This window comes from Paenibacillus zanthoxyli JH29, assembly GCF_000520715.1.
Lineage (GTDB): Bacteria > Bacillota > Bacilli > Paenibacillales > Paenibacillaceae > Paenibacillus_AQ > Paenibacillus_AQ zanthoxyli.
The window spans coordinates 1-11,853 of the sequence record NZ_ASSD01000240.1 but is presented as its reverse complement, the minus strand read 5'-3'; the positions used below and the strand labels follow the sequence as shown (position 1 = coordinate 11,853).

Genomic DNA, 11,853 nt, shown 5'->3' with positions numbered 1-11,853 from the left:
ACCCCCAGCCACTGGCTGCCGCTGCGGAAATCGTGGCTGTAGCAGGAGTCCACGCCTTGCAGCGAAGTGCTGACCAGCAGCACGCCGCGCTGCCGGGCCTGTGGCAGAATCTCCGCCAGATCGCCTTCCACAACCGGCAGATGGAACATCGAGCCCATCGTGGAACGGATGGTCTTCGGATTGTACAGATCGGCGCAGCCGCGGCCCAGAATGACGCCGTCCGCTCCCGCCGCGTCCGCGCTGCGGATAATGGTGCCGACATTGCCGGGGTCCTGTACGCCGTCCAGCACAACAACGAGGCTGTCCGGCTTGTCCAGGACCGCTTCCGCTCCATCTCGTTCTTTGCGGATTACCGCGAATACAGGCTGCGGCGTATTGGTGCTGCTGCATTTGGTAATGACCGCCGCCGAGACCGCGATGGTCTCCATGCCCTCAGCGGATTGCGGCAGACCGCCAAGCTCCGCAGGCATTCCTTTATCAATATCGTAAGCCAGAATTTCAACATCCGCCTCCGCCATCAGCGCCTCTTGGACAAGATGAACGCCCTCGACGATGTATTTTCCGCTCCGGTCGCGGTGTTTCTTCTCAAGTAATCCGGCCCACTCTTTAACCCGCGCATTTTGCGGGGACATAATTTCCATCGAATTCAACCTTTCCGATCCATTCATTCTTATTGGTAGGCCATTTCCAGCCGGTTCAGATTATCCTTGTGTCCGACAATGACGAGCACATCGTCACTTGTCAGCCGGTCATCTGCGTTCGCGGTAATGTTCATATGGTCGCCCCGGCGGATTGCGATTACGTTGCAGCCGTACTTGGCGCGGATGTCAAGTTCCATGAGATTTTTGCCGAGCATTGCCGCAGGCACCTTCATATCCAGAATACTGTAATCCGGCGACAGCTCAATATAGTCGAGAATATTCGGCGAGGCCAGATGATGCGCCACCCGCATCCCCATATCCCTTTCCGGATAAATGACCTTGTCGGCTCCGATCTTGCTCAGCACTTTACCGTGGAGTTCGCTCTTGGCCTTGACGAGAATGGCCGGCACGCCGAGATCCTTCAGAATGAGCGTGGTCAGAATACTGGACTGAATATCCTCGCCGATCGCCACCACGACCACGTCAAAATTGCGGACGCCCAGCGCGCGCAGCGCTTCCTCATCCGTCGAATCCGCCGATACGGCATGCGTTACGATTGCGGAGATTTCCTGCACCCGCTGCTCGTCCGAATCAATAGCCAGCACATCATAGCCCATACCGCTGAGCGCTTTGGCGACGCTGGAACCGAACCGGCCCATTCCGATAATGGCGAATTGCTTTTTGGCCATCTGCTCTCCCCCCCGTATGCAGTCGATTGTCTCAAAACAGTATAGCACAAGGCGAATTAAACTTGAATTTTAAGCCCCGGGGCAGGGCATATTATGTTCAGAATATACACACTTTTGAAAAAGGAGCCCTCCAAATGTCCATTATGCTCGATTTGCGCCAGGCGGTTATCCATAAAGTCCAGGGCCATTCCAAAGAGGAACTGCGGGAGATGATCGACGGTTCGATTGACGGTCCGGAAACCGCGCTGCCGGGACTTGGCGTCGTATTTGAAATCATCTGGAAAGACCTCGATCCCGCTAAAAAAGATAATGTCGTCACGATGCTGCACGAACATCTGAAGTCCTCCGCTCCGGGCTCGCCTACCATCGGTAGTTGAAGTATTGGAAAAAAGCCTCCGTCTCTTCTTGCGTCAAACGCGCGAGAGATGGAGGCTTTTGTCCGCTTTCATTCCGGCAGCACCTGCCGGTTATCTTAAACTTAAGGCGCCGTTTCCAGAAACTTCGCTGTCGGATTCTTCTCAATCGCCGTCCGCATCGCATACTCGTTCTCGAACAGCACAACGAAATTCCCCTTTTTGTCCGTAACAAGCGTCGAATTGATCCGGAACTTGCTTGGGTCCGGCTTGTTCTCGTCCACAATCCAGCGCGCGAACTGATACGGCATCCGCTGAAGCAGTACATCCACGCCGTACTCGCCCTTCATCCGGTACTCGAACACTTCAAATTGCAGCTGTCCGACGACACCCAGCAGAATATCGTCGAAGCTGACCGTGCGGAACACCTGAATCATGCCTTCCTCCGTCAACTGATCGATTCCCTTTTGGAACTGCTTCGACTTCAACGCATTCTTAATGCTGACCTTGGCGAAAATCTCGGGGGAGAAGGTCGGCAGCTCATCGAACACCACATCGCCCGCTTGGCTGAGCGAATCGCCGATGCGGAAAATGCCCGGGTCGAACAGACCGATAATATCTCCCGGATACGCCTCCTCGACGATATCGCGGTCCTGGGCAAGAAACTGCTGCGGCTGGGACAGCTTAATGTCCTTGCCGACGCGCACATGCTTTACGCTCATGCCCCGCTGAAACTTGCCGGAGACGATCCGCAGAAAAGCAATCCGGTCGCGGTGAGCCGGGTTCATATTCGCCTGGATTTTGAAGACATAACCGGTGAATTTCTCATTTGTTGGCTCCACAACCCCCGCCGTGCTGCGGCGCGGTTCCGGCTTCGGAGCAAGCTGCAGGAAGTTCTCCAGGAACGTCTGTACGCCGAAGTTGTTGATCGCACTCCCGAAGAACACCGGCGTCAATTCGCCGCGCAGCACCTTCTCGTAATCGAAGGGATCACCCGCAACATCCAGCAGCTCCAGATCCTGGCACAGCTGATCGTGCAGATAGTCACCCGCCATCTCGCGGATGACGGGATCGCTGTAGTCTTCCACCTTTTGCACCTTAATGACCGAATGGTCGTCACCTTGGAACAGCTCCACCTGATTCTTCATGCGGTCGTAGACCCCGCACAGCTCGCGTCCAGTACCGATCGGCCAGTTCATCGGCACCGAACGGATGCCCAGCACCTGCTCCAGCTCCTCCATCAGCTCAAAGGGATTGCGGCCCTCGCGGTCGAGCTTGTTGATGAACGTAAAGATCGGAATGCCCCGCTTCGCGCATACCTGGAACAGCTTGATGGTCTGCGCTTCGACGCCTTTGGCGACGTCAATCAGCATGACCGCGCTGTCGGCGGCGGTCAATGTGCGGTAGGTATCCTCACTGAAGTCTTGGTGACCCGGGGTGTCCAAAATGTTTATCCTGTGGCCTTCATAATCGAACTGCATCACCGAGGAAGTGACGGAGATTCCGCGCTGCTTCTCGATTTCCATCCAGTCGCTTGTCGCATGCTTGCTTGCCTTGCGGGCCTTGACTGTTCCCGCCAGCCGGATCGCGCCGCCGAACAGCAGCAGCTTCTCCGTGAGTGTCGTTTTACCTGCGTCAGGGTGGGAAATAATTGCGAATGTTCTGCGTTTATCCACTTCCTGCTGCAAATTCTGATCCATCGTTTGACTCATTGCACATATCCCTTCATATCTGAAATGTTCACGTTCTGTTTATCGTCTTAAAAATAACACTGTATCAAATCGGCTGAATGGCCATATTCTTAGCTCCTATCGTTAAGTTAACCGTCCTTTCCCGCTGCCTGTCAGCCCTCATCTCTTACAGCCGAAGGACATATTAAAGCGGGTATCCTTTAAAGTATATCAAAATCGGAGCGGCATTATCTACCTAAATACAAGCTCCGAGAAAAAAATCTCCCCGCCCTAGTGTTCTAGGGCAGGGAGATTTCTGAATATCTATCCGGCTAACCTTATTAACTGTTCACTGACCATACAACATTGCTTTCTTTCTGTCCGTTGACCGGCCACCAGTGGAAGCCGTCCTGTTCAAGCAGCTGAGCCGCTTCAACCGGACCCCAGGTGCCTGCCGGGTAAGAAGCCAGATCACCGGCATCCTCTTTCCAGGCTTTGGCGATGTGGTCCACGAACGACCAGGCCGAGGACACTTCATCCCAACGGGTGAAGTATGTGGAATCGCCCTGCGCGGCGTCATGCAGCAGGCGCTCGTAGGCTTCCGGCGAGTTGATGCCGACCAGGCAGCTTTGGCAGAAGTCCATCGCCAGCGGTTGAATCTCCGACTCCGAACCCGGCTTCTTGGCATTGATCTTCACATAAATGCCTTCCATCGGGTTAACGCGGATGACGAGCAGGTTCGGTTCAAGGTTATGCTTTTGACCCAAATAGACATTGGTAGGCATACGCTTGAATTCCACGACAACCTCGGTTGTCTTCGCCGGCAGCCGTTTGCCCGTACGGATATAGAACGGTACGCCCGCCCAGCGGAAATTATCCACGAATACGCGCGCCGCAAAATACGTCTCCGTATTGGATTCCGGATTCACCTTGTCTTCCTGACGGTAAGCAGGCGCGGACTTGCCATTGAACAGGCCCTGTGTATACTGCCCGCGCACCACATTCTGGCGCACTTCTTCCCCGGTTGCATACGGACGAAGCGAACGCAGCACCTTGACCTTCTCGTCGCGGATATCTTCCGGCAGCAGACGGCTTGGCGGCTCCATTGCAATCATGGTTAACAATTGAAGCATATGGTTCTGAGCCATATCCCGCAGCGCACCGGCATGATCATAATAGCCGCCGCGCTCTTCAACGCCGACGGTTTCAGCAAGCGTAATCTGGACGTTGGCAATATACTGCTTGTTCCAGAGCGGCTCGAAAAAAGCATTGGCAAACCGGATCACTTCAATGTTCTGCACCATTTCCTTGCCAAGATAATGGTCGATCCGGTAAATTTCCTCTTCTTTAAACACCTGGCGGATCTGCTCGTTCAGCTTCTCGGCCGATTCCAGATCGTAGCCGAACGGCTTCTCAATCACCAGACGGTTCCAGCCCTGTCCGTCCAGCATTCCTCCAGCTTTCAGGTTGAAGGAGACGCCGCCGAATAGTTCTGGGGCGAGCGCCAGATAAAACAGCCGGTTACCCGGAATGCGGAACCGCTCTTCCAGCGCTTCCGTCTGCGCCTTCAGCTCGCGGAACCCGTCAACATTGTTGATATCGAGCGATTTATACTCAAAATGATTAACGAACTTTGCCCATTCGTTGTCGTCGATCGCCTGATAACGGCTAAACTCGCGTATCGAGGCCTGCACATCATCTCTGAACTCCTCCGGAGTCCGGGGACGGCGCGCCACGCCGATTACCGCAAAATCCTCAGCCAGCTTTCCCTCGCGGTACAAGCTGTAAATTGCTGGAAAAAGCTTACGCCGGGCCAAGTCGCCAGTCGCACCAAAAATAAAAAAAACAGCACCTGGTGTATTCAATTCGTCAAAGGTTTGATTTTCAGCCATGGCTCCTCATCTTTCTCTATAATATAGTTTATTAAAATCCATTCTCACGTCTATTTTAGAAAAAGATTATAACGACGTGATGTCATTTTATCATATTCCGAAAAAGGATGCCATTACATTCCTGACAGCTTCCCTCGGATTTTGGTAAAGTTTGATTACTGTTTCTTATCGTTCTCTATAATTGAGCTTATATAAGCTGAAACAATCAATATTCAATCGTAATCAGCGGGAACCCGAGAGTCACCCGGCTGCTGCTTTTGGCAACGTCTTTGTGAATCGCTGCCTGTACGGCCAGGCGATGCGCTCCGCTCTGCACCGTATGCAGAATGGATGGCACCGTATAGGAGGTGCTGGCGGTTGTCTCGTCCTCATAAGTTTCGGCAGCGCTCATGCCCTGCAACTGGTTTGCAAGCATACGCTCCGTCAGCTTCAGCGCCTGACTGGCATCCCCGTCCTCCTTGGCAGTTCCCTGCAGGGAGACATTCCAGTCGGCGGCTACGCCTGCGGATGTCATCATCATCCCGGCCTGTTGAATAGACCCGGCCAGTCCCGCAGTACGGGACAGATCGGCCGTTTCCACCGTTACGATGACGTAGCTCTCCCCCTCCCCCATTTCACTCCAGAATAATGAGGTCTTCATCGCTCCAGATTTGAAGGAGGAACGGTAAGCGGCATGGCCCTCTTCTTCCGACCCGACAACGGCTGGAAGCCCGAGCGACTTCGAGAGGGAGTTTGCGGCAGAGAATGCTTTGCCCGCATCCCCTGTATAGCTGCCCTGCCATTTAAAGACAAACCGTATCGGTGAGCCCGGTTCTGTCACACTGCGGCCGAGATCCGTTAGCAGCGAGACCGCCCCGGACGGTGTACCCGCCAGCTCCGCGCGGACTTCGGAATCCCGGCCGGCTCTGTCTGGCTGCTGAGCTTTGGAATAGACCCCAGCTGCGGGACTGGCCTCCACTCCGTTCCGAAATCCCGCCAGCAGCAGTACCACACAGCATAGACCAACCATCAGCAGCGTTCCCTTGTTTGAGCTCTTTCCCCGGTTTTCCATCGTCTCTCTCCCTCTCGGTTCCGTTCTAGCAATCTACTAGACAGGATAACCGTTTTGAGAGATTTTATACCGAAGCAAAAAGAAACGCCTGACAGCGTCCCTGAAGGACACAAGTGCGTTTCCCGTAGAAATATAATCGTTCTGGCTGACGGCATTAACGGGTGTTACGTAAGCTTGCCCGGTACTGCGGATATCACAGCAGTGTTGATACTCGTGATGAAAGCGCCGGTCCGCATTGCGTCAACCGTCCAGTTAATGGCCGGCTCGCGCTATTCCAACGGCCGCCTGTCCGGCGATACTACTCGGCCAGTCCGTTCTTGTAAGCGTAAATGGCCGCCTGCGTACGGTCTTCCACGCCCAGCTTGGCGAGAATGTTCGTGACGTGGAACTTCACCGTCTTGATGCCGATAATGAGCTGGTCGGCAATATCCTGGTTGGACTTGCCCTGCGCAAGCAGCTTCAGCACTTCCATCTCCCGGTCCGTCAGCTCCGAATGAGCCGGAGCCTCAATCCGGGCATTGCTGCGGAACCGGTTCATCATCTTGGAGGCGACCTCCGAGACCAGGACCGATTGTCCCCGGGCCGCCGCCCGGATTGCATCCGCCACTTCGCTGGCGCGCGAGGTTTTGAGCAGGTAGCTGAAAGCGCCGGCCTCGATGACCGGGTACATTTTTTCATCATCCAAATAGCTTGTCAGCACAATCACCTTGCACTCGGGGTACAGCCTCATTACCTGCCTTGTTGTCTCAATGCCGTCCATTCCTTCCATCACCAGGTCCATGAGCACAACATCCGGCTTGTACTCCTGCGCCAAGCGAATACCTTCCTCCCCGCTTCCGGCCTCACCGACCACTTCAATTCCTTCCTCAGTCCCAAGCACCGCAGCCAGTCCGATTCTGACCATTTCGTGGTCGTCCACCAGCAGCACTTTAATCGGTTCGCCATTCTCCATGGCCAATCCCCTCCCAAAAGTTTGTGAGCACGAGCATGCTTGAGCTAGATCCCCTTGTCCTCGCTGAGCAGCGGTACCGTAATCTCGATACGGGTACCTTTGCCTGGCGCCGTGATGAATTGGATCGACCCTCCCGTTTCCGTAATACGCTCCTGCATATTGGAAAGGCCGTACGACGTCTGCTTGGAATCATCCATTTCAAAGCCGATGCCGTCATCGCGAATGGTCATCCGAACCGTGTCGCCGCGCCGGTGGACGCGAATCTCCAACTTCTCCGCCTTGGCATGCCTCAGCGTGTTGGAAATGGCCTCCTGAACAATGCGGAACAGGTGGTTCTCAACGCCCTTCACCAGCTGTATGCCGGAATCCATTTCGAACAGGATCTCTATCGGCACCTTCACCTTCAGCTCTTTGATCAGCTCCCGAATGCCTTGTTCCAGCCCCTTTCCATCCAGATAGACCGGACGCAAATGCAGCAGCAGCGCTCTCATCTCCGACTGGGCCACGGCAGCCATTTCCTCAATCAGGGCGATTTGGCGCTGGGCCTTGTCGAAGTCCTTTTCGAGCGTCCGGCCGACTGCTGTCGCCGTCATCGAAATAGCGAACAGCTGCTGGGAGACTGCATCATGCAGTTCCCTGGCCAGACGCTGCCGCTCCTCCACAATTGCCGTCAGCCTCGCCTGCTCGGCAAGCTGGGCGTTATTTGTCGACAGACGCTGAAGCGTCGTCACCTGATTCTCCCACTTGCCGCCGATCACGTTGAGCTGTTCCGCGAGCCTGCCCAGTTCGTCCTCGCCGAGCGACGGCATGGAGAGTGTCAGATTGCCTTTTTCCCACAGAAGCAGTGTTTCCCGCATTCGTTCAAGCCTGCGCTTAATGCGGAAGCTCTGATAGAATCCGAAGCCCACGCCCAGACCGACCGGCAGAAGCACGACCGAAGCCGTCTGCAGCCCATAGCTCCAACTTTCAAAAGGGCGCATAAATCCATATGTATACATTATATACAGGATAACCAGCAGCAGGACGAAGGAGAACAAGGCTCCCTCGCCCATACTGCGCGATATGATGTTGGCATTCTTTTTATGATCCATCCGGAGTTCTCCCCTCCTTATCCGCTATGGCATTCTTACATCCAAATCTCCCATCAGATAGGAAACGCTGACTTTCACCCGGTGTTCGCTGCTCTCATAGCCAGGCGATTTCCAGTTCAACCGGTTCAGCATGCCCGCATCACGCTGGCTGCCAAATTCAATGGAGCCGAACAGCACGAAGGCTTCGATCTCCACGCCGTAGCCATCCGCCAGATGCAGGTCCATATCGCCAAAAATCCCATGAAACAGCATAATCGTTTCCTTATCCTCCGCCATCGCGAGCGACAGGTCCAGATCCGTTTCTCCCAGCACATGCCAGGCGCTGAGGCTATGCATCATCCAGGGCGACCGGTCCCAGTTAAAGCTTGAGGAGAAATTCTGCTTCTGAAGATGGTTTCTCCCCTGCTGCAGCCCTTTGGATTTGACAAAAAACATGCCAAGCGAGATCAGACAGATTCCCAGCACCAGCACCAGATGATCCAGCAGCAGCAGCACCGCGCCGATTCCCAGCAGCGTATAGCCCTGTTTGATCTTCCCCGACGTTGTCCGGTAAATGCCCAGCAGCAGAAATACAAGGGCGACAATGGAAAAAAAACCGATCCACCTGCCAAAAATCATTAAGCATCCGACAGCAATCAGTCCTATGGCTATCAAACGGTTTCGCTTCTCCATTCTCGCACCTCCTAATGTATTATAGTTCGGACACTCCCGCTCAAGTCCGGGACCAAACGGCCGGAAAAGCCATGACGGCATGGTGGTCCATCCGTATGGCTTTATCCTCGCTTCAGCATATCACATCAGCCTGTGTTTATGGAACAGTCATTATCCTGCCAACTGTTATTCCGCCTTATTCTTCCTTGCTCACGGAAGGAGCGGCAGAGCCGTTAAGCTTGCTCTTCAGCGCGTTCAGCTGTTCCTCCACCTTCAGCTGCTTCTCGGCGTCGATCGGACTGTACGGAGCTGCGGCCGCCGGGCGATAAGGAGCGCGCAGCACATCGGCTTCGGCTTCAAGCTGCATGATCTTCTCTTCCATGCGGTGGAACCCGAGCGAAGCGCTGCCGCTTTCGATGCTGTGAACGCTGCTGATTTGCGACATTTGCTTCTTCGCTTTCGCCATTTGGGCCCGGGATACGAGCTCATTGCGCTTGTTGCGCAGCTTGTAGAATTCATCCTTCATGTCGTGCAGCTGCTGAACCAATTCCTTGGCATGGGCATCCGCCTGAGTATGCAGCTCACTGTATTCGCTGTACTTTTGGTCGAAATAAATTTTCTCCTCAAGCAGCTTGCGCGCCACTTCTTCCTGGCCGTTCTTCAGGGCAAGCTCGGCTTGTGCGCCGCGCTGGCCGGACAATTTCTCGGCTTCGTCCACACGCTGCTTCATCCGGCGTTCATTGGCCATTTGCTTGGCAACCGTAACTTCCGCCTCGTGGATCTCTCCCTCCATGTCGCGCAAATACTGGTTCAGCATGATAATCGGGTCTTCCACCTTATCCAGCAGATCGTTAACGGATGCTTTGGTCATATCTTTAATTCTTTTAAAAACTCCCATGTTACACTTCTCCCTTCTTGTCTTCGTATTTGGCAAGCTTGCGTTTCAGCTCTTCGATTTCTTTTTGCATCGCTTTCTTCTCGATGTCTTTCATCATATCGTCCAGACCGGAGTCTTGCGCGGAATAGCCTGCTGCTTTGCTGTATCGCGGATCATAATGGTCGCTGCGGCCATAAGGCCGTGATCCGGATGGACCGAATGGACCGGAGTGACCGAATGGACCTCGCGGACCGCAGCCCCGGCGCCCGTATCCGTCTTCGCCTCTATAATGCGGACCATACCCGCCGTCCGCCATTTCAGGGCCGAAGCCGTACGGCGGATAAGGCCCCGGCTCCTTCGGAAAGATCAGCGCTGCGATGAAATATACCGGGATAACGGCGCCGCCCGTAAAGGGAATGCTGATCAGCAGCAGTATCCGCAGCAGCGTGGAGTCGATGCCGACCGACTCCGCCAATCCGCCGGTGAGTCCTGTAAGCACTTTGTCGCGGGTAGATCGATATAACCTCGTCATAACGCTACTCCTTTCCATCTTTGTTCAGCTTCTCCTTCAGTTTGGCCAGTTCCCGCTCCAGAACAGTAGCGACCGTCTCGCCTGCCTGAACCGCGTACTCCTGGCCCATTCGCCGCAGGTCGCGAAGACTTTTGGCTTCGAGCTCCCAGTCGGTAAGCCGGTCTTCCAAGCGTCCGAACATTTTTGGAATGTCGCCGCCGCCGTAAGCGGCCGCCCGCTGGTTCATCCGCTGCTGCAGCCGAAGCGTCTCCATCCGGGCCGCATAATACTGGCGCTTGCTGTAGACCGACTGATACTCCATCTTCAGTTCGCCGAGCTGCTGCTCCAGTTCCAGCAGAGATTGCCGGCTTTGCTCCAGAAGACCGCCGTACTGCTCCAGCTTTTCCTCGTAAATGATTTTCTCCTGCAGAGCCAGCTTTGCCAGATTGTCCTCGCCCGCTTTCAGCGCGAGCAGCGCCTGCTCCTCCCGTCTATTCCTCATGGAAGTCGCCTGGTCGACCTGATGCTGAAGCTGCTTCGTATGGTTCGCGTACTGCTGATACAATCTTTCAGCTTCGCTGATTTCCTCACGGGTCGTGTATAGAAATTGATCAATCAGCTTCACGGGGTCCTGACTTTGTTCAAGCTTTTCATTTAAATTGGCTACGGTAATGTCCCGCATGCGACGAAAAACGCTCATAGTGTGCCGCTCCCTCCTTGCCGTTAGTTTAATTTGAATTCTCTAAAGCTTTAGTAATAGGTGCCTCTCTTGCCTTTAAGTACGGATATTCCCCATACGACCAGCGCAATACCCAGCAGCGGTCCGATCAGCCACGACAGCTTGGCGATCAGGGACATGACCCCGATAAACATTACGATCCAGCCGATCACCTTGCGTCCGCTCTTAATTCCGTAGTAACCGAGAACAACCAGCAGTACCGGGAACAGCAGCCTGAAAATCCCGTGGATCAGCGGAAGCGCAATACCCAGCAGCATGATAGCGCCGATGATAATCAGTACAACCGCAAGACCGTTTCCTCTGTTTCTTTGCATTTTTTTCACCGCCTTTCGTTGTCCTTCACCTTATGCTCTTATTGTAGGCTGAAACCAGTCCGCCCAAAACGGACCGGGGACGGTTTTTGGAACTGGACCTTAGGCGGGGCAGCTGTAAGACTGCCGTCCGAAAGAACGGTAAATAACACAAACAGGCTTGTAAAACAGCTGATCAGCCGTTTTACAAGCCTGTCATTAATCTATGGGCAATCGCAGATATTCTTTCCGATTAAGCGCCGCTTGCTTCTTTTTCTGCCAGTTTCTTCAGAGCTGTTTCTTCGTCTTCTACCACACCGAAATCGATCAGCAGTTGTTCCAGTTCGTCCATTTCGATCGGAGTCGGGATGTTCATCATTTCGTTGTGCAGGATTTTATCAGCCAGTTGCTTGTACTCGTTGGCTTGGTTATGCTCAGGGTTGTAC

The 11,853-nt window shown here is 54.3% G+C and carries 13 protein-coding genes and 1 pseudogene; 1 reads left to right on the top strand and 13 read right to left on the bottom strand.

Annotation, left to right across the window (positions count from 1 at the left end; translation table 11 throughout):
• Both L691_RS0108815 and L691_RS0108810 read right to left on the bottom strand, forming a co-directional pair.
• Nucleotides 1–641, bottom strand: a 641-nt coding sequence (locus L691_RS0108815; RefSeq protein ID WP_025690052.1) for a TrmH family RNA methyltransferase, incomplete at its 3' end; no start/stop codon positions are given.
• A 29-nt stretch (nucleotides 642–670) separates the two neighbouring features.
• Nucleotides 671–1,330 (bottom strand): potassium channel family protein, encoded by a 660-nt coding sequence (locus tag L691_RS0108810; RefSeq protein WP_025690051.1) that lies wholly within the window; start codon nucleotides 1,328–1,330, stop codon nucleotides 671–673.
• A gap of 134 nt (nucleotides 1,331–1,464) precedes the next feature.
• Between L691_RS0108810 and sspI the strand changes: the two genes are divergently transcribed.
• Complete coding sequence (sspI, locus tag L691_RS0108805; protein ID WP_025690049.1) at nucleotides 1,465–1,707, top strand: small acid-soluble spore protein SspI; 243 nt, start codon at nucleotides 1,465–1,467, stop codon at nucleotides 1,705–1,707.
• A 101-nt stretch (nucleotides 1,708–1,808) separates the two neighbouring features.
• Here the strand turns inward: sspI and L691_RS0108800 are convergent, their stop codons facing one another.
• The 11 genes and pseudogenes from L691_RS0108800 to nifH form a co-directional block, all read right to left on the bottom strand.
• Nucleotides 1,809–3,395, bottom strand: coding sequence for a peptide chain release factor 3 (locus tag L691_RS0108800; protein ID WP_025690047.1), 1,587 nt, complete (start codon nucleotides 3,393–3,395; stop codon nucleotides 1,809–1,811).
• Between the two features lie 299 nt (nucleotides 3,396–3,694).
• On the bottom strand, nucleotides 3,695–5,245 hold the full coding sequence (gene zwf / locus L691_RS0108795) for a glucose-6-phosphate dehydrogenase (RefSeq protein WP_025690046.1): 1,551 nt from the start codon (nucleotides 5,243–5,245) through the stop codon (nucleotides 3,695–3,697).
• A 205-nt stretch (nucleotides 5,246–5,450) separates the two neighbouring features.
• On the bottom strand, nucleotides 5,451–6,296 hold the full coding sequence (locus tag L691_RS0108790; RefSeq protein WP_025690045.1) for a YwmB family TATA-box binding protein: 846 nt from the start codon (nucleotides 6,294–6,296) through the stop codon (nucleotides 5,451–5,453).
• Between the two features lie 298 nt (nucleotides 6,297–6,594).
• Nucleotides 6,595–7,248 carry a response regulator gene (locus L691_RS0108785; protein WP_025690044.1) on the bottom strand — a complete coding sequence of 218 codons (654 nt, stop codon included), beginning with the start codon at nucleotides 7,246–7,248 and terminating at the stop codon, nucleotides 6,595–6,597.
• A 44-nt stretch (nucleotides 7,249–7,292) separates the two neighbouring features.
• Nucleotides 7,293–8,339 (bottom strand): sensor histidine kinase, encoded by a 1,047-nt coding sequence (locus L691_RS0108780; protein ID WP_025690042.1) that lies wholly within the window; start codon nucleotides 8,337–8,339, stop codon nucleotides 7,293–7,295.
• A 24-nt stretch (nucleotides 8,340–8,363) separates the two neighbouring features.
• On the bottom strand, nucleotides 8,364–9,011 hold the full coding sequence (gene liaF / locus L691_RS0108775) for a cell wall-active antibiotics response protein LiaF (protein WP_025690041.1): 648 nt from the start codon (nucleotides 9,009–9,011) through the stop codon (nucleotides 8,364–8,366).
• 175 nt (nucleotides 9,012–9,186) lie between these two features.
• Nucleotides 9,187–9,888 (bottom strand): PspA/IM30 family protein, encoded by a 702-nt coding sequence (locus L691_RS0108770; RefSeq protein ID WP_025690040.1) that lies wholly within the window; start codon nucleotides 9,886–9,888, stop codon nucleotides 9,187–9,189.
• 1 nt (nucleotide 9,889) lies between these two features.
• On the bottom strand, nucleotides 9,890–10,399 hold the full coding sequence (locus L691_RS0108765; RefSeq protein WP_025690039.1) for a PspC domain-containing protein: 510 nt from the start codon (nucleotides 10,397–10,399) through the stop codon (nucleotides 9,890–9,892).
• A gap of 4 nt (nucleotides 10,400–10,403) precedes the next feature.
• Nucleotides 10,404–11,078: a PspA/IM30 family protein gene (locus tag L691_RS0108760; protein ID WP_025690038.1), complete on the bottom strand. Its 675-nt coding sequence runs from the start codon at nucleotides 11,076–11,078 to the stop codon at nucleotides 10,404–10,406.
• Between the two features lie 50 nt (nucleotides 11,079–11,128).
• On the bottom strand, nucleotides 11,129–11,431 hold the full coding sequence (locus L691_RS0108755) for a LiaF transmembrane domain-containing protein (protein WP_025690037.1): 303 nt from the start codon (nucleotides 11,429–11,431) through the stop codon (nucleotides 11,129–11,131).
• A gap of 229 nt (nucleotides 11,432–11,660) precedes the next feature.
• Nucleotides 11,661–11,853: pseudogene (gene nifH, locus L691_RS28360) on the bottom strand (nitrogenase reductase); the annotation flags it as partial.